Origin of the sequence: Microbacterium trichothecenolyticum, assembly GCF_041938625.1 — a bacterium.
In the GTDB taxonomy this organism is placed as follows: Bacteria; Actinomycetota; Actinomycetes; order Actinomycetales; family Microbacteriaceae; genus Microbacterium; species Microbacterium trichothecenolyticum_D.
Genome location: NZ_CP169427.1, coordinates 4,422,517 through 4,442,350 on the forward strand (window position 1 = coordinate 4,422,517; position 19,834 = coordinate 4,442,350).

19 protein-coding genes are annotated in these 19,834 nt (G+C 69.8%); 10 read left to right on the forward strand and 9 right to left on the reverse strand.

The genetic code is table 11. From position 1 onward, the window contains the following. Nucleotides 1–120: 120 nt before the first annotated feature. Together ACEYYH_RS20420 and ACEYYH_RS20425 are read right to left on the reverse strand one after the other, a co-directional pair. Nucleotides 121–2,322 (reverse strand): ATP-dependent Clp protease ATP-binding subunit, encoded by a 2,202-nt coding sequence (locus ACEYYH_RS20420; protein ID WP_374976117.1) that lies wholly within the window; start codon nt 2,320–2,322, stop codon nt 121–123. Nucleotides 2,323–2,416: 94 nt separating this feature from the next. Beyond that, entirely contained in the window at nt 2,417–4,081 is a 1,665-nt protein-coding gene (locus ACEYYH_RS20425) for a SulP family inorganic anion transporter (protein ID WP_374976118.1), read from the reverse strand. A 217-nt stretch (nt 4,082–4,298) separates the two neighbouring features. Here ACEYYH_RS20425 and ACEYYH_RS20430 point away from each other — a divergent pair, with 217 nt between their 5' ends. Next, nucleotides 4,299–4,709, forward strand: coding sequence for a hypothetical protein (locus ACEYYH_RS20430; protein ID WP_116196942.1), 411 nt, complete (start codon nt 4,299–4,301; stop codon nt 4,707–4,709). Between the two features lie 30 nt (nt 4,710–4,739). On the opposite strand, the gene ACEYYH_RS20435 is transcribed toward ACEYYH_RS20430, so the two are convergent. From ACEYYH_RS20435 to ACEYYH_RS20445, 3 genes are all read right to left on the reverse strand, one after another. Beyond that, nucleotides 4,740–5,777, reverse strand: coding sequence for a GlxA family transcriptional regulator (locus tag ACEYYH_RS20435; protein WP_374976119.1), 1,038 nt, complete (start codon nt 5,775–5,777; stop codon nt 4,740–4,742). A gap of 273 nt (nt 5,778–6,050) precedes the next feature. After that, a complete protein-coding gene (locus ACEYYH_RS20440) occupies nt 6,051–7,292 on the reverse strand; it encodes a glycosyltransferase (protein ID WP_374976120.1) in 1,242 nt (413 codons plus the stop codon). Between the two features lie 6 nt (nt 7,293–7,298). Continuing rightward, nucleotides 7,299–8,516 carry a glycosyltransferase gene (locus ACEYYH_RS20445; protein WP_374976121.1) on the reverse strand — a complete coding sequence of 406 codons (1,218 nt, stop codon included), beginning with the start codon at nt 8,514–8,516 and terminating at the stop codon, nt 7,299–7,301. A gap of 127 nt (nt 8,517–8,643) precedes the next feature. On the opposite strand from ACEYYH_RS20445, the gene ACEYYH_RS20450 reads away from it, so the two are divergent. The 5 genes from ACEYYH_RS20450 (at nt 8,644) to cls (ending at nt 13,701) form a co-directional block, all read left to right on the forward strand. After that, complete coding sequence (locus ACEYYH_RS20450) at nt 8,644–9,285, forward strand: hypothetical protein (protein ID WP_374976122.1); 642 nt, start codon at nt 8,644–8,646, stop codon at nt 9,283–9,285. 13 nt (nt 9,286–9,298) lie between these two features. After that, entirely contained in the window at nt 9,299–10,138 is an 840-nt protein-coding gene (locus ACEYYH_RS20455; RefSeq protein WP_374976123.1) for an LLM class F420-dependent oxidoreductase, read from the forward strand. Between the two features lie 60 nt (nt 10,139–10,198). Continuing rightward, nucleotides 10,199–10,870, forward strand: coding sequence for a GAP family protein (locus tag ACEYYH_RS20460; RefSeq protein ID WP_374976124.1), 672 nt, complete (start codon nt 10,199–10,201; stop codon nt 10,868–10,870). Between the two features lie 107 nt (nt 10,871–10,977). Further along, on the forward strand, nt 10,978–11,892 hold the full coding sequence (locus ACEYYH_RS20465; RefSeq protein WP_374976125.1) for a formylglycine-generating enzyme family protein: 915 nt from the start codon (nt 10,978–10,980) through the stop codon (nt 11,890–11,892). Between the two features lie 333 nt (nt 11,893–12,225). Continuing rightward, nucleotides 12,226–13,701, forward strand: a complete 1,476-nt coding sequence (gene cls, locus ACEYYH_RS20470) for a cardiolipin synthase (RefSeq protein WP_374976126.1) — start codon at nt 12,226–12,228, stop codon at nt 13,699–13,701. Here cls and ACEYYH_RS20475 read toward each other — a convergent pair. Beyond that, entirely contained in the window at nt 13,682–13,825 is a 144-nt protein-coding gene (locus ACEYYH_RS20475; RefSeq protein WP_374976127.1) for a hypothetical protein, read from the reverse strand. The two genes, cls and ACEYYH_RS20475, sit on opposite strands and share 20 nt — an antisense overlap. A 10-nt stretch (nt 13,826–13,835) precedes the next feature. After that, the gene (locus ACEYYH_RS20480) at nt 13,836–14,963 is read right to left on the reverse strand and encodes an AI-2E family transporter (protein ID WP_374976128.1); all 1,128 of its coding nucleotides are present in this window, start codon (nt 14,961–14,963) and stop codon (nt 13,836–13,838) included. Nucleotides 14,964–15,124: 161 nt separating this feature from the next. Here ACEYYH_RS20480 and ACEYYH_RS20485 point away from each other — a divergent pair, with 161 nt between their 5' ends. The 3 genes from ACEYYH_RS20485 to ACEYYH_RS20495 are packed head-to-tail and all read left to right on the forward strand — an operon-like array spanning nt 15,125 to nt 16,329. Further along, entirely contained in the window at nt 15,125–15,514 is a 390-nt protein-coding gene (locus ACEYYH_RS20485; protein WP_374976129.1) for an SHOCT domain-containing protein, read from the forward strand. Nucleotides 15,515–15,538: 24 nt separating this feature from the next. Next, a complete protein-coding gene (locus tag ACEYYH_RS20490) occupies nt 15,539–15,955 on the forward strand; it encodes a DUF6325 family protein (RefSeq protein ID WP_116195365.1) in 417 nt (138 codons plus the stop codon). 14 nt (nt 15,956–15,969) lie between these two features. Continuing rightward, nucleotides 15,970–16,329, forward strand: coding sequence for an SHOCT domain-containing protein (locus ACEYYH_RS20495; protein WP_374976130.1), 360 nt, complete (start codon nt 15,970–15,972; stop codon nt 16,327–16,329). Between the two features lie 97 nt (nt 16,330–16,426). On the opposite strand, the gene ACEYYH_RS20500 is transcribed toward ACEYYH_RS20495, so the two are convergent. Further along, complete coding sequence (locus ACEYYH_RS20500; RefSeq protein ID WP_374976131.1) at nt 16,427–17,296, reverse strand: potassium channel family protein; 870 nt, start codon at nt 17,294–17,296, stop codon at nt 16,427–16,429. Nucleotides 17,297–17,408: 112 nt separating this feature from the next. Between ACEYYH_RS20500 and ACEYYH_RS20505 the strand changes: the two genes are divergently transcribed. Continuing rightward, nucleotides 17,409–18,752 (forward strand): ion channel protein, encoded by a 1,344-nt coding sequence (locus ACEYYH_RS20505; protein WP_374976132.1) that lies wholly within the window; start codon nt 17,409–17,411, stop codon nt 18,750–18,752. On the opposite strand, the gene ACEYYH_RS20510 is transcribed toward ACEYYH_RS20505, so the two are convergent. Continuing rightward, nucleotides 18,741–19,832: a DUF998 domain-containing protein gene (locus ACEYYH_RS20510; protein WP_374976133.1), complete on the reverse strand. Its 1,092-nt coding sequence runs from the start codon at nt 19,830–19,832 to the stop codon at nt 18,741–18,743. The genes ACEYYH_RS20505 and ACEYYH_RS20510 overlap by 12 nt on opposite strands. Nucleotides 19,833–19,834: the final 2 nt, after the last annotated feature.

Below are 19,834 nucleotides of genomic sequence, written 5' to 3' on the forward strand. Positions count from 1 at the left end.
CCGTTTCCGCATCCCCAGGTCATCCTGGGTTCGGGGCGCATTTACTCCGTTGGGGCGCAGAATCTCCGCCCCAACGGAGAGAATGCGCCCCAAACCTGCAATGGCGACCCAGGCCGGGCGTCAGTCGTCGAGGAGCTCCGCCTCGATCACGTCGTCGTCCTCGGCCACCGGCGCGGGCGGGCCGTCGCTCGTCAGCACCAGCGAGGAGCCGTCGGCCGCGACGTCCACTCGCACCACGTCGCCGTCGCGCACGCGGCCCGACAGGAGTGCCATCGCGAGACGGTCCTGGATCTCGGACTGGATGAGGCGGCGCAGCGGCCGTGCACCGAACACCGGGTCGTAGCCGCGCTCGGCGAGCCAGGCCCGTGCGTCGGGGGTCACGGCGAGCGTCAGGCGGCGGTCCTTCAGGCGTCGCTGCAGCGCGTCGACCGCGAGCTCCACGATCTGCGCAAGATCGTCCTCGCTGAGCGCCGAGAACATCACGATGTCGTCGAGGCGGTTGAGGAACTCCGGCTTGAACGCCTGTCGCACGATCGCCATGACGGCGTCGCGCTTCTGCTCGGTCGACAGGGTCGGGTCGATGAGGATCGGCGAGCCCAGGTTCGACGTGAGGATCAGGATGACGTTCGTGAAGTCGACCGTGCGACCCTGTCCATCCGTCAACCTCCCGTCATCCATGACCTGCAGCAGCACGTCGAAGACCTCGGGGTGCGCCTTCTCGACCTCGTCGAGAAGCACGACCGAGTACGGACGCCGGCGCACGGCCTCGGTGAGCTGGCCGCCCTGCTCGTACCCGATGTAGCCGGGAGGGGCGCCGACCAGGCGCGACACCGAGTGCTTCTCGCCGTACTCCGACATGTCGATGCGCACCATGGCGTGCTCGTCGTCGAAGAGGAACTCCGCGAGCGCCTTAGCGAGCTCGGTCTTGCCGACGCCGGTCGGGCCGAGGAACAGGAACGAGCCCGTCGGGCGACCCGGGTCGCTGATGCCCGCACGAGAGCGGCGCACAGCATCCGATACCGCCTTCACGGCGTCCTTCTGCCCGATCAGGCGCTTGCCCAGCTCGGCCTCGAGGTGCAGCAGCTTCTCGGTCTCGCCCTGCAGCAGCCGACCGACCGGGATGCCGGTCCACGCCGCGATGACCGCAGCGATGTCTTCGTCGGTGACCTGCTCGTTGACCATGCGGTCGCCGGCCGGCTCTTCGCGCTCGGCCTCGATGAGCTGACGCTCGAGCGCGGGGATCTCGGCGTACAGCAGGCGCGACGCCTTCTCGAGATTGCCCTCGCGCTGCGCGCGCTCGGCCTCCATGCGGGCGGCGTCGAGCTTGGTCTTGAGGTCGCCGACGCGGTTGAGCGACGCACGCTCGCGCTCCCACCGGCCCTGCAGCTCGGCGAGCCGCGCCTGCTCGCCCGCGAGCGTCTCGCGGAGCGCAGCGAGGCGCTCCTTCGAGGCGTCGTCCTTCTCCTTCTTGAGGGCGAGCTCCTCGAGTTTGAGGCGGTCGACGTGGCGGCGCAGCTCGTCGATCTCGAGCGGCGCCGAGTCGATCTCCATGCGCAGGCGCGACGCGGCCTCGTCGATCAGGTCGATCGCCTTGTCGGGAAGCTGTCGCGACGGAATGTAGCGATGGCTGAGGGATGCTGCGGCCACGAGCGCTGCGTCGGCGATCGCCACCTTGTGGTGGGCCTCGTACCGCTCCTTGAGTCCGCGCAGGATCGCGACGGTGTCTTCGACGCTGGGCTCGCCGACATAGACCTGCTGGAAGCGGCGTTCGAGCGCAGCATCCTTCTCGATGAACTCGCGGTACTCGTTCAGCGTGGTCGCGCCGATGAGGCGCAGCTCGCCGCGGGCGAGCATGGGCTTGAGCATGTTGGATGCCGCCACCGAGCCCTCGCCGCCGCCCGCGCCCATGAGGACGTGCAACTCGTCGATGAACGTGATGATGCGGCCGTCGGACTCGGTGATCTCCTTGAGCACGCTCTTGAGGCGCTCCTCGAACTGGCCGCGGTACATCGCACCGGCGACGAGGGCGGAGATGTCGAGGGTGACGAGCTCCTTGTTCTTGAGCGACTCGGCGACATCGCCCGCGACGATGCGCTGGGCGAGGCCCTCGACGACGGCGGTCTTGCCGACGCCGGGCTCGCCGATGAGGACGGGGTTGTTCTTGGTGCGGCGGGTCAGCACCTGGCTGACCCGCCGGATCTCGCTGTCTCGCCCGATGACGGGGTCGAGCTTGCCCTGGCGGGCTCGGTCGGTGAGATTGATCCCGAACTGCTCGAGGGCGCTCTGCGCGTCCTCCTGCCCGGGCTGTTGCGTGGCGTTCATGTGTCTCCTGAAATCCGTGGGCGTCAACGTGTTCGTAAAAGTTGAGTCGTAATGGCTCAAGTTTACCAGTGGCCCCTCCGAGGAGCAATGGGCGCTAGCCCTCGACCTCCGCCCGGGCGTCGGCGTAGGCGCGGCGCAGCCCCTCGCCCACCCACTCGGTGCCGCGGTAGACGTTGTCACCGCCGATGTCGGCGGTGAGCCCGCCGGCCTCGAGCTGGGAGAGGACGCGATCCTCGGTGGCGACGACCTTGAGGGTCGAGTCGGCGTCGCGCAGCTCGGCCGCGAAACGACGCAGCACCTCGACGTGCGAGAGCCCGATCTCGTCGGTACCGCGCAGGCGCACGATGACCACCGAGCCGCTCGACTCGCGACTGACGTCGGGCAGCTGACGCTCGAACACCGGCGCACTCGCGAAGAAGAGGCTGCCGTACGGCTGCAGCACGAGCACCTCGCCCGGTGGGACCACGGCGGGCGGATCGGTCTCGCGCATGCGCCCGTCGTCCATGACGCGCACCGCCCGGACGCGCACGCTGTTCGACTGCTCGGCAACGTACAGGATGACGCCGAGACCGACGCCGACCAGGACCGCGAACTGCAGCGGGATGATCAAGGTGAGCCCGAAGGTGACGGCCATGATCGTCGTCGGCAGCGCCCCCGACTTGATCACCGAGTACACCCGGCTGGGCTTGATCGCGCGCCAGCCGACGACGATCAGCAGGCCCGCGAGCGCCGGCATCGCCACGAAGGCGACGACGTCCGCAAGGAGGAACACGACGACCGCCATGACGGCGCCCGCGACGAAGAGCGAGAGCCGCGTCTTCGCCCCCGCCTGCACGATGAGCGACGACCCCGACATCGACCCGCCGACCGGCATGCCCTGGAACAGCCCCGACACGACGTTGCCGAGCCCCTGCCCCATGAAGTCGCGGTTCGCGTCGGCGCGCTTGCCGTCGGCGGTCGGGATGCCGGCCGACACGGCCGCACCCTGCACGAGCCCGATGAACGTCAGCGACAGCGCGGGGATCAGCAGGTTCGGCGCGTCGGCGATGCTGGGCAGCACCGGCGCCGGCAGGCCGCGAGGCACATCGACGATGTCGCGCAGTAGCGCAACCGAGTCCTGCACCCACAGGTTCAGCAGCACCGCGCACGCCGAGCCCACCACCACGGCGATGACGAGGCCCATGCTCCCGACGCGGGTCGGCAGGAGCACCACGATGATGAGCACGGCGATCACGCCGACGACCAGCGACGGAATGTTCCACTGCCCGACGTGCACGAGCACGTCGATGGTCTTCAGCAGACGGTTCGCCCCCTCCGCCTGATAGCCCGTGAAGTTCGACAGCTGGCCGAGGATGATGTTGACCCCGATCGCCGTGACGAACCCCGTCATGACCGCCGTCGGCACGAAGCTGATGAGCCTGCCGCCCCGCAGGAGGCCCGCGATGACCATGATGATGCCGGTCAGGATCGCGAGCGTGAAGAGCCCGCGGTCGGGATTCGGAAGCGTCTCGAGCCCCGCGTCCGAGACGACGAGGGCCATCGCGCTCGTCGCCTGCACCGCCATGAACGCGCTGCTCGTGAGCACCGCCGCCCCGACCATGCCGAAGAGGTAGCCGTAGAGGCCGGCGAGCGGGTTGACCCCGGCGAGGAGCCCCGCCGCAAGTCCATCGGGCACCGCCTCGACGCCGAGGATCACGCCCGCGACGGCGTCTTTGCGCAACGTCTTACGGGAGAACCATGTCCTCGGATCGAACCCCACGCGTCACACGCTAGCGAAGGCCTCGCCCTCCCCGGAGGGGTCATCGCCGACGCGCGGAGTCATCCGGTGCAATTCACGCGACATGCATGAAGCGATCTCTTCCCAGGATTCTCCCAGGATCGCTAATGTGACGCCTAGCGGGATGGAACGCCCGCCCGGGCGGCGACGCCGCCCGCGTTGAACGGCCTCCCCGGGCCGACATGAAGGGACCCTCGCCATGACCAACACCGACGTCAACACTTCCGGATGGGCAGGATGGGGCGTCTTCGCCGCCGTCGTGCTGATCGTTGGCGGCACCATCGACGCTTTCCACGGCCTCCAGGCCCTCATCGGCCCTGACACGGCCTACTTCCTCGGGCAGGAAGCGCTGTTCTCCATCGACATCCAGGGCTGGGGCTGGTGGCACCTGATCGCCGGCGCCCTGCTGATCCTCGTCGGCGTCTTCCTGCTCCTGGGCGCGACCTGGGCCCGCATCACCGCGATCGTGCTCGTCGCGATCAACGCGATCGGCCAGATCACGCTCATCTCGGTGCAGCCGTGGCTGTCGATCGCGCTCCTCGCGATCGACGTGCTCGTGATCTACGCGCTCACCGTGCACGGCAAGGAGATCGACGCCAAGAAGGCCTGACCCGTTCGCAGGGGTGCGGCACCCGCTCCTCTATGCGACGGACACGAGAACGGATGCCTCGGCTCCCGCTTCGGCGGAGGCGGGGGCATCCGCCGTCTCGAGGTCGCACGCCTCGTCGAGGTGGCAGGCGAAGCGCGACCGGTATGCGGTCGGCGTCGTGCCGAGCACGCGGGCGAAGTTCTGGCGGAGCACCGCCGCCGACCCGAACCCGCTCTCGTACGCGATGCGGTCGAGGCCGAGATCGGTCTTCTCGAGCAGGCGCTGCGCGTGGATGATGCGCTGGCGGGCGAGCCACGCCGCGGGCGTCGCCCCGAAATCGGCCTTGAATCGGCGGGCGAACGTGCGCGGCGACATGTGCGCTTTGGTCGCCAACTGGTCGACGGTGAGGTCGAGGCGCAGGTTGTCGAGCATCCAGTCGGTGACAGGCGCCAGAGACAGCGACGTCGTGGCGGGCAGCGGGTTCGCGATGAACTGGGCCTGGCCGCCGTCGCGCTGCGGCGGCACCACCATGCGTCGCGCGATGATGTTGGTCAGCTCGGCGCCGAGCTCTTGGCGCAGCAGGTGCAGGCAGGCGTCGAGGCCGGCCGCGGTGCCGGCACTCGTGATGATGCGGCCGTCCTGCACGTAGAGCACGTCGGGGTCGACGTCGATGGACGGGTACATGTCCTTCATCCTCTGCGCGTACATCCAGTGCGTCGTCGCGCGCCGGCCGTCGAGCACGCCCGACGCGGCCACGACGAACGACCCGCTGCACACGCTCAGCACCCACGCGTCGCGGGCGACCGCGGCGCGGATGACATCGAGCACCCGATCGTCGATGTTGCCCCAGTACTGGTGGGGAACCGGCGACACCACGACCAGGTCGGCCTCGTACGCGAAGGACAGATCGGCGTCGACGTTGATCGAGAAGCCCATCTTGGACTGCACGACGCCGGGGTCCGGCGTGACCACGCGGAAGTCGAAGTTCGGGATGCCGTCGTCGGATCGGTCGAGGCCGAACGCCTCGCACGCGACTCCGAACTCGAACGGCGCGAAGCCGTCCGTGACGATGCAGGCCACCGTTTTCATGAGAACCTCCGCGTCTGGCAGTTTTCCTACGATGCGTGGCTATTCTGCCACTCGTGGCAGTTCCTCCGCAAGCGTAGCGTTTCTGCCATGTTCATGGTGATTCTTCTCGCAGCCCTGTCCGCGGTGGCCCTCGCATCGACGATCGCCGCCCTTCGCAACGACGGTTACCGTCGCCTTCCCACCGATCGCACCCGCCTTCCCTGACCCCATAGCGAAAAGGGCAGGTCGGTCCGCCGCTTCGCGCGGAGCCGACCTGCCCTTCTGCATCCTCGGTCAGGCGGTGACGCGGGCGTAGACCTCGACCATCGCCGCAGTGCGCGACGACTGCCGGAAGCGCTCGCGGATGGTCGGGTCCGGCACGCGGGGCGTTCCGGCGGAGATATCGGATGCTGCCACCCGCAGCGCGTCCGCCAGCGCGGCGACCGACGGGTCCGGCGTAGCCCCGTCGCCGACCGCCCAGAAGCCCTCGCCGAGCTCGGCCGCCAGATCCGGGTCGCTGACCACCGACGGCGTGCCGAGCGATGCGGCCTCGAAGATCGTCATGCCCTGCGTCTCGAAGCCGATCGAGGTCTGCACGACGGCGTCGGCGGCAGCGATGCGCCGCAGAGTCTGGGCGTACGGCATCCGTCCCGCGAAGATCACGGCCGCACGAGGCTGGAGCTTCTCGACGAGGCGCCGCGCCGTGCGCAGCTGTCCGCCGCCGCCGATGACCTCGACCTCCGCCTCGATGCCCGACGCGGCGAGCGCCTCGAGGAAGGGCATCAGTCGCTTCTCGGGGCTCATGCGCCCGAGCCACACGAACCGCGGCAGCCCGGAAGCCCGCTCGGCGGGCGCCATCGCGAGCACCTCGTCGAGCACGTCGTCGTCGATGCCGTTCCAGATCACGTCGACCACGCCGGCGGCCGACGACGCCCCCGCGCCGGGCACGACGCCGTTCGCCTCGAGCCGGCGCGCGAAGTGCGTCGACGGCGCGGTGATCGCGGCGGCCCGGGCGCCGAACCGGCGCAGGTACGCCCAGCCGTCGTGACCGCGCTCGGACTCGCCGACGCCCCGGCCGAGCGCCCGCCGCTGCCAGGCGTTCAGCACCCGCAGCACGGTCTTCGGGAACGGCGTGGTCGCCTCGATGCCGACATCGAGCCGATTGTGCATCGTGTGGACGATCGGGATACCGTGACGCTCCGCGTACCGCACGCCGATGAACGCACCCCAGAAGTCGCCCTGGATGTGCACGACGTCGACCGGCGGACGGCCTGCCAGCGCAGCATCCAACCATCGATCGGTACGGCGGCCCGGCCACGACATCGAGTACTCGCGATCCACCGTGATGGGGATCGACGGCAGATCGACGTACGACCGATCGGCCGCGGCACCCCGCGCCCGCGGCCCGTGCATCGCGGGCGCGACGATCGTGACGGTGTGCCCGGTCTTCTCGAGGAAGCGGCGCTGCAGCCTCATCGAGACCTGCGCACCGCCGAGGGACTCGGCGTGCTGGTCGCCGAACATCACGACGTGCACGGCGGCCTACTCGGGCAGGGGCTCGTCGCGGTACAGCGCCTCGAACGTGTCGAGCGTGCGCTTCATGTCGTGCACTTTGACGCCCTCCAGCGAGCAGCGCTGCATGCGCACGCGCTCCTCGGGCGCCTGCGTCAGCACGGTCGTGAGCTTGGCGGCGAGGTCGTCGACGTCGCCGGGCCGGAAGAGGTACCCGTTCTCGCCGTCGTGCACGAGGTGCGGGAGTGCGACCGCGTCGGCGGCGACGATCGGCAGCCCCGAGGCCATGGCCTCCATGGTCGCGATCGACTGCAGCTCGGCGATCGAGGCGATCACGAAGAGGCTCGCGTTCGTGAGCAGCGCGCGCAGCTCCTCGTCGGTGGTGTGACCGTGGAAGTGCACACGGTCGCCCAGGTCCAGCTCGGCGACGAGCTGCTCGAGGTTGCGGCGCTGGTCGCCCGAGCCGACGATGTCGAACCGTACGTCGAGCGCCGGGTCGAGCTTCGCGATCGCGCGCAGCACGACGTCGATCTGCTTCTCGGTCGTGAGCCGGCCGACGAACACGAGCCGGTGCGCGTCGCGGGGCGTGAGGTCGGCCGTGTAATTCGAGGCTTCGATGCCGCAGCTGACCGGGATGACACCGTCGATGTCGATCGTGCGCTCGAGGAACTCGGCGGCCTTGCGGGTCGGGGTCGTGACCGCGCGCGTCATCTTGAACGTGCGTTCGGCGTCCTCCCACGCGAGCTTGACCGCGTACTGGGTCCACGACGGCGGGAGCACCGTGAAGTCGAGCACGTTCTCGGCCATCACGTGGTTCGTCGCGACGACGGGGATGCCGCGCTTGCGCGCCTCGCGCGTGAGACCGCGGCCGATCACGATGTGGGATTGGATGTGCACCACGTCGGGCTGCACCTTGTCGAGCACGCGGCGGGCGTAGTACTTCGAGCGGAACGGCAGCACGAACGTGAGCCAGTCGTGCGGATACCAGCGCCACGATGGCAGCCGGTGCATCGTCATCGGCTGGCCCTCGACGACCTCGGTGAAGGTGCCGTGGTCGCGGTGCCTCTTGCTGGGCGCCATGACGTGCACCTCGTGACCGCGCGCGACCATGCCGGCGGCGAGGCGCTCCGCGAAGCGGGCGGCGCCGTTCACGTGCGGGAGGAACGTGTCGGCGCCGTACAGGATCTTCAGGGGGCGAGGACTCGCGGCGTCGGCGCGGGTGTCGTCGGGCGTCGCAGGATCGGTCACGGGGTTGGGGGCCTGTCTGTGCGGCGGGGACGCGCGGCAGCGGCTGGCGCCGCGCGCCTCCACCCTACCCGAGGCGTTTCCGGGGCCTCCCCAGGAACGCGCCCGTCGCGGCACGTACCCTGGTCGCATGCCCCGACTGCAGGCAGACGCCGATCCGAACCTCTGGGTGCCCGTGACCGAGTCGCTCGGCTTCCGAGGACGCCGTCACCGGAAGACGGCGATACGGATGCTGCTCAACCAGGCCGGTGGTCTGATGGTGGGCCCCGCGGGCGCGACGCCGATCGAGTCGTCGGGCGCCGCGAGCGGGCAGCCGCGCTCCGGGAACGGCTTCGCCGCCTGGGCGATGAGCCAGGCTGCGCCGTTCCTCATGCGCAGGGCCGCCGGACGCGTGCTGGTGTGGGTCTGGAAGGCCGACGCCGAGCTCGTCGTGGTGATGGCGCAGGTGCAGCAGGCCACGAACGACCTCCGCGCCGCCCGCGCGATGATGCCGATGGAGTACGACGACACCGAGTCGTTCCGCAACCCCTATCTCGGCGTCGGCGAGAAGCTCGAGATGGCGCTCCCCTCCGACACGCGCACCCCGCCGTTCGCCACGTACACGTGGGACACCGGCACGCACTTCGTCACGGTGACCGCGGTGTGCTCCGACCGCGAGCGCTTCGGCACCGTGATCGGCAGCGTCGACGACCTCGCCCGCACCCTGCGGGTCGTGGACGATCTCACCGTCGGCGAGTCGCCCGAGGTGCTCCGCATCGAGCCGAAGAACTGAAAGACTCGCGCAGGTGACCGCGTCGCAGCATCCGTCCGCCCATCGCCCGTTGCGGATCGGCGTGCAGCTCGCGCCGCAGCACGGGTCGTACACGGCCTACCGCGACGCCGTGCTGCGCGCGGAGGAGCTCGGCGTCGACGTCGTCTTCAACTGGGACCACTTCTTCCCGCTCACGGAACCGTTCGAGGCTGCGCACTTCGAGGCGTGGACGGTGCTGGCCGCGATGGCCGAGCAGACCGAGCGCGTCGAGTTCGGTCCGCTGGTCAACTGCAGCTCGTACCGCAATCCCGACCTGCAGGCCGACATGGCCCGCACCGTCGACCACATCAGCGCCCGCGCGACGGGGACCGGCCGGCTCATCTTCGGCACCGGCTCGGGGTGGGCGCAGCCCGACTACGACGCGTACGGCTACGAATTCGGCACGGTCGGCTCGCGGCTCGACGACCTCGCCGCGGACCTGCCGCGCATCCGCTCCCGCTGGGATCGCCTCAACCCGCCGCCCACCAGGCCGATCCCGATCCTCATCGGCGGCCAGGGCGAGCGCAAGACGCTGCGGCTCGTCGCTCAGCACGCCGACATCTGGCACACCTTCACGCGGCTGGACGACCTGCCCCGCAAGATCGGCGTGCTCCACGACTGGTGCGCGCGCGAGGGCCGCGACCCTGCCGACATCGAGCTGTCGACCGGGTACACGGTGCGCGGCTTCGGTCCCCTGCTGGAGGGAACGGATGCTGCGTCCCGCCTGTACGACCTCGGTTTCCGGCTGATCGTCCCGGCGATCGACGGGCCCGACTATGACCTCGCGCCGGTGAAGGCGCTCCTGGAGTGGCGCGACCGGATCAACGGCGTCTGAGCGCGCTCGGCCGATACGGTAGCCACGCCGGTATCGCTCGACAACCTCAGGAGGACGCCCATGGGCGCCGTCATCGGAGAGATCCTTCCCCTCGCCCTCGGCGTGGCGATCAGCCCGATCCCGGTCATCGCGGCGATCCTCATGCTCCTGTCGCCGAAGGCGCGGGTCACGAGCGTCGGGTTCCTCCTCGGCTGGGTGCTCGGCATCGTGGTTGCGGTGACCGTGTTCACGCTGCTGTCGTCGATCCTCCCCGGGCAGGACGCGGATGACTCGAAGCCGATCCACGGAGTGATCCAGCTCGTGCTGGGTGCGGGGCTGCTCCTGCTGGCGCTGCGTCAGTGGCGCGGGCGGCCGAAGGCGGGCGAGGAGGCCACCATGCCGAAATGGATGCAGGCGATCGACAAGGTCACCTTCCCCGGGGCGTTCGGCCTCGGCTTCCTCCTCTCGGCGGTCAACCCGAAGAACCTGCTGCTGGCGGCGGCGGCCGGCGTCGACATCGGCTCGGCCGGCCTCGACACCGGGGCGATCGTGCTGGTGATCGCGGTGTTCACGCTGATCGCGGCATCCACCGTCCTCGTCCCTGTGGTGGGGTACCTCATCGCCGCGGAGAAGCTCCGCGGCCCGCTCGACGCGCTGCGGGTGTGGCTGGGCAAGGAGAACGCCGTCATCATGGCCGTGCTGCTGCTGGTCATCGGCGTCTCGCTCATCGGCAAGGGCATCGGCTCGTTCTGACCCTCACTCGTCTGCTCACCTGTCACGATGTGTCGGGTCGGGCTGCACTTCGTGACAGGTGAGCAGCGAAGCTCGGGGGTCTCGCGCGCCCGGGCTACGGTGGAGCGGTGACTGCGGCGACCCACGACCAGGTGCTCCTCGACGGCGGTGTGTTCCGCATGGGGTCCGACGAGTTCTCCCCCGACGAGCAGCCCGTCCACGAGCGCGAGGTCGCCCCGTTCCGCATCGATCGGTACGCCGTGACCAACGCGCAGTACGCCGCGTTCGTCGACGACACCGGGTACGTCACGGTCGCCGAGCGCGAGCTCGACCCGGCCGCGTTCGAGGGCGCGGATCCCGCCGACCTCGTCCCGGGAGCGATGGTGTTCACGCCGACCCCCGGCCCCGTCGACCTGCGCGACTGGCGCAACTGGTGGCGGTGGCAGCCGGGGGCGTCCTGGCGCCGGCCGTTCGGACCCGAGTCGTCGATCGACGCGAGGATGCAGCATCCGGTCGTCCATGTCGCGTTCGCGGACGCGACCGCCTATGCCGAGTGGGCGGGCCTGCGGCTGCCGACCGAGGCAGAGCACGAGTACGCCGCCCGCGGCGGGCTCGAGGGCGCGCGGTTCGCGTGGGGCGACGAGCCGTACCCGGGCGGCGTGGCGCAGGCGAACTCGTGGCTCGGGCGGTTCCCGTACGACAACCAGGGGGTCGGGGATGCCGCGCCCGTCGGCTCGTACGCGCCCAACGGCTACGGGCTGTACGACATGACCGGAAACGTGTGGGAGTGGACGACCGACTACTACACGCCGCGCCACCTGCGCCTGTCGGACACGCCCGTCGACGCCGGCAAGCGCGCGAACCTGCTCGCCGCGGCGAGCGCGCAGGACGGCTTCCCCCAGGTCCCGCGCCGCGTGCTCAAGGGCGGCTCGCACCTGTGCTCGCCGGACTACTGCCTGCGCTTCCGCCCCGCGGCGCGCTCGCCGCAGGCCGAGGACACCGGCATGTCGCACATCGGCTTCCGCTGCGCGAGCGACGCCTGACCCGCCCCTCGCCCCGACCCCGGCCCTCCGCTCGTTGAGCGAGCGAAGCGAGTCGAAACGCCCCGAGCGCGGCGCAGACGCCTGACGGGTGCCCGACCCCGGCCCCTCCGCTCGTTGAGCGAGCGAAGCGAGTCGAAACGCCCCGAGCGCGGCGCAGACGCCTGACGCTCACCTCGGCCGAGGAGCGCGCCGATCGCTGGCCACACACCGCGCACGCAGCATCCATCCGACAACGCACGCCGGCTCGAGCGCGCCCGGGACGGGCGCGACGCGCCGCAGGATCACGCGTCATGAACGACGCGCTGCGGCGTTCGGCGATGCCACACTTACCCCGTGGACTCCGGTTTCTTCGCCAACCAGACCTGGTCGCTCGCCGCGCTCGTGCACACGGCCATCGTGATCACCGCGCTCATCGTCATCCCCCGCGGGCGAAAGCCCACCGCCGCGATGGCGTGGATCCTGCTCATCGTCATCCTCCCGGGCATCGGCGTGGTGCTCTATCTCGTCATCGGCAACTTCCGCCTTCCGGCGAAGAGACGCGCCGAGCAGGCACGGATCGACGAGATCATCCGCGGCAGGGTGACCGACAATGCTCTGGACGAGACGGATGCCGCGTGGCCGCGGTGGTTCCAGCGCGTGGTGCAGCAGAACCAGAACCTGACGGCGCTTCCCGCCTCGAACGGCAACCAGGCGACGCTCCTCCCGCACTACCAGGAGTCGCTCGACGCGATGACCGCCGAGCTCGACACCGCGAAGGACTTCGTGCACATCGAGTTCTTCATCGTCGGGTGGGACGAGGCCACGCGCGGGTTCTTCTCCGCGATGGAGCGGGCCGTCGCACGAGGCGTCACCGTGCGCCTCCTGGCCGACTACGTCGCGACCAAGAAGGTGGCCGACAGCAAGAAGATGCTGGCCGAGCTCGACCGCATCGGCGTGACCTGGGCGTGGATGCTCCCCGTCGAGCCGTTCAAGGGCAAGTACCAGCGCCCCGACCTGCGCAACCACCGCAAGATCGTCGTGGTCGACGGCCGCGTCGCGTTCATGGGGTCGCAGAACCTCATCGCCCGGCACTACGACTCGCCGAAGAACATCAAGCGCGGCCTCAAGTGGCAGGAGCTCATGACGCGACTGACCGGGCCGGTCGTCGCATCCGTCAATACCGTCTTCCTGTCGGACTGGCTCATCGAGACCGGCGAGGACCTGTCGGCGACGGCCCACGTGCCGCCGCCGCAGCTCGAGGTGTCGACCGCGCCCGACGCGCTGCAATGCCAGGTCGTGCCGTCGGGTCCGGGCTATGACACCGAGAACAACCTGCGGCTGTTCCTGTCGCTCATCTACGGCGCGACCGAGAAGGTCATCCTCACGAGCCCGTACTTCGTGCCCGACGAGGCGATGGTCTACGCCATCACGAGCGCCTGCCAGCGCGGCCTCGAGGTGCAGCTGTTCGTCTCCGAGGTCGGCGATCAGTTCATGGTCTGGCACGCGCAGCGGTCGTACTACCAGGTGCTGCTCGAGGCGGGCGTGCGGATCTTCCTGTACCCCGCGCCGTTCATCCTGCACTCGAAGCACTTCTCGATCGACGACGACATCGCCGTGATCGGCTCGAGCAACATGGACATCCGCTCGTTCAGCCTCAACAGCGAGGTCTCGCTCATGGTGCGCGGCGAGTCGTTCGTCACGGGCATGCGCGAGGTCGAGCAGGCCTACCGCGACGCCGGCCGCGAGCTCACCCTCGAGGAGTGGAAGCGCGAGCCCGCCAAGGCCACGTTCCTCGACGGACTCATGCGCCTCACGTCTGCGCTGAACTGACGTTCTGGTCGACGGATGCTGCGGCCCGCAGCATCCGTCCCTCGACCGTGCGCACCGAGTGCTGCACTCTCAGGTAACCGCGCCGGCGTCCGACGCAGCGGTTGCAGGAAAGTGCAGCACTCACGGGCAAGCCGCTAGACCTTGAGGTTCTGCCTCGGCACCACGACCTCGCGGATGATCAGCAGGATCGACGCCATCACCGGCAGGGCGACCAGCACGCCGACGATGCCGGCGAGCGCGCCACCGGCGAGCGCGCCGATGAGCACGAGCGCCGCGGGGATCTCGATCGCCTTGTTCATGACGCGCGGGCTCACGACGTACGACTCGATCTGGATGTAGACGAGATACGCGATGAAGAAGATCAGCGCCTGCTCGGGGCTCGTGAACAGGGCGATGATCGATGCGAAGATCCAGAAGATGACCGAGCCGAACAGCGGGATGAGCGTCACGACGAACGCGATGACCGCCATGAGCGCAGGGAACGGCAGTCCGATCACGAGGTGCAGGACGAAGACGACGCCCGCGTTGATCGACGAGAGGATGACCGAGCCGATCAGGGCGCTGCCCACGGAGTCGGTGATGCGCTCGGTGAGGTCCGCGAGGCGCACACGGCTGTGCGCCGGCGCGAGGTCGTAGAAGGCGCGCTTCGCGGCGGTGAGCGACGCGAGGAAGTACAGCGTCAGCGCGATGACGACGAAGCTCGCCGAGATCGCCGCGACGAACCCGACGCCGACCGCCAGCACGCCGCCGCCGAGCGCCGCGAGGGTCGACGGCGCCGAGATCCACGCGGCGATCTGCTCGAGGGCTCCGAGCACCGCGACCTGCGCGTCAGGAGTGAGCCGCGCGAACCAGTCGGACTGCGGGATGTTCTCGACGAGCTCGGGGATCGCCTGCACGAGCTGCACGATCTGGGCGACGACCGGCGGCAGCACGAAGACGAAGAACGCCACCGCGATGAGGGCGAAACCGCCGAAGACGATCGCGATGCCGGCGCCGCGCTTGACCTTGTGGCGCTCGAGCATCCGCACGATCGGGTCGAGGCCGATCGCGAGGAACATGCCCAGGATGATGTACACGAGGATCGTCGAGATCGACCCGATGGCCGTCCCGAGCACGATCGCGGCGAGCACGCCGATCGTGACGAGGAACCCCGTCGCCAGCGGATGGTCGAGCCCGGCCAGCACCTTGGCGAAGCGGCGGGGATGCTGCTCGACGACCACGGCGTTCACGCCGGCGTCGGAGCTCTCGGGTTCATCCGTCATGAGGAACATGATGCCGCCAACCCGTCCCGAAATCGTACAGATCGCGTCATGTGCAGACGGCGTGTTTGGGGGTAGTGTCACGACCACGGCACGCGCAGAGACTGCGGGCCTCAACTTCACAGCGGCGGGCCGCGGTCCGTCCCGACGATTGGCTACCTCGTATGGGCAACTTTGGGGAACTGCTTCTCTGGTTCTTCTGGATCTTCGTTTTCGTCGCGTATCTGATGGTGATCTTCTCGATCATCGGCGACCTGTTCCGCGACCACGAGCTGAACGGCTGGTGGAAGGCTGTCTGGATCCTCTTCCTCATCTTCGTGCCGTTCCTGACGGCGCTGGTCTACCTGATCGCCCGCGGCAGTGGCATGCAGAAGCGCTCGATCGCGCAGGCGCAGGAGCTGCGCGCCGCGCAGGACGCCTACATCCGCCAGACAGCCGGATCCGGAGGATCCAGCGCGGCTGACGACATCGCGAAGGCCAAGTCGCTGCTCGACTCGGGCGCGATCTCGCAGGCCGAGTTCGACGCCCTCAAGGCCAAGGCGCTGGCAGCCTAAGCCGGCACCGGAACAGGAGAAGACATGACGACCTTCGACTACGGCCCGATCGAGTTCTACGCGATCGGCTTCGAGGGCGACCGCCCGGGTCCGGCGGTGCTCCAGGCGATCGACGACCTCGTCGCCGCGGGCACCGTCAACGTGCTCGACCTCGTGTTCGCCCGCCGCTCGCCCGAGGGCGAGATCGAGGTGCTCGAGCTCTCCGACACGATCGACGACGGCGCCCCGGCGCTCGACCTCGCGGGCCTCGCGGGCCAGGAAGACATCCTGTACCTCGCCGAGAACCTCGAGCCGGGCTCGTCGGCCGCGATCCTCGTGGTCGAGCTGCTGTGGGCCAAGTCGTTCGCCGCGGCGCTGTACGACGCCGGCGGCGCCGTGATCGCTCGCGAGGGCATTCCGGCACCGATCGTCAACGCGTTCCTCGCCGAGAACGCGGACTGAAGGAGGAAAGACACATGCCACTCGGAAGAATGGGCCGTCCCGGCCTGATCGGCATGGCCGCCCGCACCGCTGTCGTCGCCGGCACGGCGACGGCCGTCTCGGGCAGCGTCGCGCGCCACCAGCAGCAGAAGTACTACGACCAGTCGCAGCAGCAGGCCTACGAGGCCCAGGCGCAGCAGGCGGCCATGGACCAGGCGGCGGCGCAGGCCGTCGCCAACGCCCAGGCCGCTCAGGCTGCGCAAGCGCCCGCGCCGGCGGCTGCTCCCGCTGAGGACGACCTGATGGCCAAGATCACGCAGCTCGCGCAGCTGCACGCTCAGGGCATCCTGTCGGACGAGGAGTTCGCGGCCGCGAAGGCCAAGCTTCTCTCCTGACGCATCCCGTCGAGAAGGCCGCGTCCCCTCCGGGGTACGCGGCCTTCTTCGCGTGGGACGGATGCTGCGTTCCGCCGCCCGATCCGAAGCCCGCTGCTCAGCCGCCCGGGCGGTCGTCGCCGCCGTCGCCGAGGCCGGGGTGCCACTCCGAGCGGGGCCCGTCGGGCTCGTCGGGCGCCGGCGCGTCGATGGCGCGCTCGACGTGGCCGGGAGCCCCGGGGCCCCGGGGCCGCTCGTGCGTGCGCGCGGCGCCGGGCGCGGCATCCGGGGCGCCGGCCGGCAGGGCGAGTGCGTCGATCTTCTCGATCAGCGACCGCACCTGCGCGCGCGTGGCGGGCTCCTCGTCGTCATGGTCGCGGCCGGCGCGCTCGAGCACCCAGGACGCGAGCGCCGCCGTGATCACGCCGGCCAGCGCCACGCCGCCCAGCATGAGGCCGACTCCGACCCATCGGCCGCCGGCGGTGATCGGCGTGTAGTCGCCGTATCCGGTCGTGGTGACGGTCACGCACGCCCACCAGATCGCGATGTCGAACGTCGTGATGTTGGCGCCCGGCGCGGGACGCTCCGCCTCCAGCACCGCGAGCGAGGCCAGGTAGATGAGGATGACGGACGCGCCCACGCCGTAGACCAGGATCTTCGTGCGCAGCGCGCCGCCCGCCGTCGTCTTCATTCCGGGCACGTAGGTCAGCACGCGGAGGAGCCGCACGAGCCGCAGCACCGGGATGAGCGCGAACGTCAGCGCCGCCAGATGCTTGCGGAACCACAGCCGCCTGTCATCGGCCAGCATGAGACGCACCAGGTAGTCGGCGATGAACATCGCCCACGTGACGAGGATGACCGTCGTGGCCACCACACGGCCCGGCCCCTGGAGGTCCGCGATCACCCGCCACGAATAGGCCACCAGGTAGGCGAAGCTCGCGACGATCAGCGACGCCGAGGTGCGCTTGTGCCAGGTGAGCTCGTCCACAGCCGAATCATGGCGCATCCGCGCCCCCGCGCCTGGCGGGACGCGCCCCGCCGCGCGCGATCGTGACGCGCGTTCCTCGCGGCAGACGCCGTGAGGCCGCTATCGTGTGGCCATGCCCGGCCCCTCCGCCGCCTCGCCCGCACCGGCCACGCCCCCTGGTCCCCAGCTCACCGTCCGCCGGCTGGTGCTGCTGTCGATCCCCGCGATCATCATCGGCGTGGTGTCGGCGCTATCGTTGTGGCTGCTCAACCAGGTCGCAGCCCAGCTCGACGGTGTGCTGTGGACGAACCTGCCGAAGTCGCTGGGCATCGCGTCGGACTCGCCGTGGTGGATCTTCGCCGTCCTCACCTTCACCGGCATCGCGGTCGGGCTCGTGGTGTGGCTCGTGCCGGGCCATGCCGGCCCGGACTCCGCGACGACCGAGCTCGCGGCCTCGCCACTCAAGATGTCGGTGCTGCCGGGTCTCGCGGTCGTGGTCATCCTCAGCCTCGCCGGGGGCGTGAGCCTCGGTCCCGAGAACCCGATCATCGCGATCAACGTGACGCTCGCGGTCGCGATCGTCGCCCGGATCTCGAAAGCGGTGCCGCCCGCGCTGATCGGGGCGCTGGCGATCTCGGCGACCATCGGCGCCCTGTTCGGCACGCCGGTCGCCGCCGCGCTCGTCTTCACGGGCATGGTCGGCGAGTTCAAGATGGGCGGGTCGCTGTGGGACAAGCTGTTCCTCCCCCTCGTCGCCGCCGGTGCGGGATCGGTCACGACCTACCTGCTCGGCGACAGCTTCGGCGCGCAGGCGCCGTTCGACCCCTACGGCGGACCGCAGCCGTTCGACCTCCTGCTCGGCGCCATCATCGCGTGCGGGGCGGCCGCATTCGGACTCGTCGGCATCTATCTGTTCCCGCTCGTGCATCGCGCCTTCCACGCGCTGCGGCATCCGCTGATATTCATCACGCTCGGTGGGATGGTGCTGGGTGTGCTCGGAGCGATCGGCGGGCCGATCACGCTCTTCAAGGGTCTCGATCAGAGCGCCCAACTGCTCGCCGACCCCAGCGCCTACCCTCCCGGGCAGCTCACCGTGATCCTGCTCGTCAAGATGGCCGCGCTCGTCGTGGCGGCATCGTCGGGGTTCCGCGGCGGCCGCATCTTCCCGGCGGTGTTCCTCGGGGTGGCCGCGGGCCTGCTCGGGGGGGCGCTGCTGCCCGCGCTGCCCCTCTCGCTCGCCGTCGCGTGCGGAATCCTCGGCGTTGTGCTGGCGATCGCCCGCGACGGCTGGGTCGCCCTCTTCGTCGCCGTTGCGCTCGTCGACGACATCACGGTGCTCCCGATGCTCTGCATCATCGTGCTGCCGGCGTGGCTCATCGTCACGAAGGCGCGCGAGATGCTGATCACACCCGACGACCTCGCGCGCGAGCGGCCAGGCGCCCGCCTGCCGTGGGACCAGCCGGCCTCAGCCCGCTGACGGGATCCGCTGTTCGTCCTGCTGCAGCGCCGCCGCGTTGCGGATGAACAGCACGATCCAGGTGAATACGAGGATGCCGGCCACCAGCTCGACCGCGGTCAGCGTGTAGTAGCCGATGAAGAAGAACACGGCGAGCAGCAGCGTGACCGCGAGGAAGAGCCATCCGAGCGCGACGAAGGCCCGCGGGATGCCGGTGATCCACTTCGGAAGCGCGATCACGAGCACCCCGAACGCGGCGACCATGCCCGACGCGACGCCCGTGTGCAGCGCGAAGAACCTGTCGACCGGGAACAGTCCGACCATTCCGAGGAACACGCCCAGCACGATGAGGGTCACGCGGACGCGGCCGATGCCCTTCGGGTTCGCCGTCGGGATTCCGCGCGTCGAGTACCGGGCGAGCGTCGTCACGAGGAAGCCCGCGACGATGATCGTGATGTTGAACGCGAAGGCCGACACGTTCGACGACATGCCGAGGGCGCTCAGGTTGTCCTTCCACCAGTTCGGGTCGCTCGCCGTGAGCATGCTCGCGAGGACGCCGAACACCAGGAACACGGCGAGCACCACCGCGAGCAGCTGCAGATCCATGTGGGTCGCCGAGTAGAACGCGAGGTAGCCGCTCATCGCCGCGGTGGCGCCCGCGAGGAGGAGCACCGGGAGGGCGAAGACCGTCGCACCGATGAAGGCCTGCTCGAGGATCACGGCGAGCAGCGTCCAGCCGAGCAGCGCGATCACGCCGTGCGCGAAGGCGAGGGCCGCGACGTCGATGTAGTCCAGCAGGTGAAGGCGGCGGCCGCCTTCGTGGCGGTGCACGACGATGCGGCCCGCGACCACAGCGAGGAACGCCACGACGCCCGAGGCGATCGCCGCGAACTGGCCGACCGATCCCGGACCCGAGATGGGCGCCGCCTGGAACTGGAACACGACCAGCGACACCAGGGCGACGAGGACGAAGGAGATCGCGCCGACGCCGAGGGCCAGCGACTCCAGCGAGCGCTCGCTCGAAGCGTCGAACATGCCCGCGGCGCCGCGGGGTGAGGCGGGCTGCCCTGGGGTGGGTCGGTCGAGCGAGGTCTGGGTCATCG

Coding starts and splice junctions, on each gene's coding strand:
- ACEYYH_RS20505 (WP_374976132.1), top strand. CDS start 17,409: ATGCCCGGCCCCTCCGCCGCCTCGCCCGCACCGGCCACGCCCCCTGGT.
- ACEYYH_RS20490 (WP_116195365.1), top strand. CDS start 15,539: ATGACGACCTTCGACTACGGCCCGATCGAGTTCTACGCGATCGGCTTC.
- ACEYYH_RS20420 (WP_374976117.1), bottom strand. CDS start 2,322: ATGAACGCCACGCAACAGCCCGGGCAGGAGGACGCGCAGAGCGCCCTC.
- ACEYYH_RS20430 (WP_116196942.1), top strand. CDS start 4,299: ATGACCAACACCGACGTCAACACTTCCGGATGGGCAGGATGGGGCGTC.
- ACEYYH_RS20485 (WP_374976129.1), top strand. CDS start 15,125: ATGGGCAACTTTGGGGAACTGCTTCTCTGGTTCTTCTGGATCTTCGTT.
- ACEYYH_RS20460 (WP_374976124.1), top strand. CDS start 10,199: ATGGGCGCCGTCATCGGAGAGATCCTTCCCCTCGCCCTCGGCGTGGCG.
- ACEYYH_RS20480 (WP_374976128.1), bottom strand. CDS start 14,963: ATGACGGATGAACCCGAGAGCTCCGACGCCGGCGTGAACGCCGTGGTC.
- ACEYYH_RS20450 (WP_374976122.1), top strand. CDS start 8,644: ATGCCCCGACTGCAGGCAGACGCCGATCCGAACCTCTGGGTGCCCGTG.
- ACEYYH_RS20495 (WP_374976130.1), top strand. CDS start 15,970: ATGCCACTCGGAAGAATGGGCCGTCCCGGCCTGATCGGCATGGCCGCC.
- ACEYYH_RS20435 (WP_374976119.1), bottom strand. CDS start 5,777: ATGAAAACGGTGGCCTGCATCGTCACGGACGGCTTCGCGCCGTTCGAG.
- ACEYYH_RS20510 (WP_374976133.1), bottom strand. CDS start 19,832: ATGACCCAGACCTCGCTCGACCGACCCACCCCAGGGCAGCCCGCCTCA.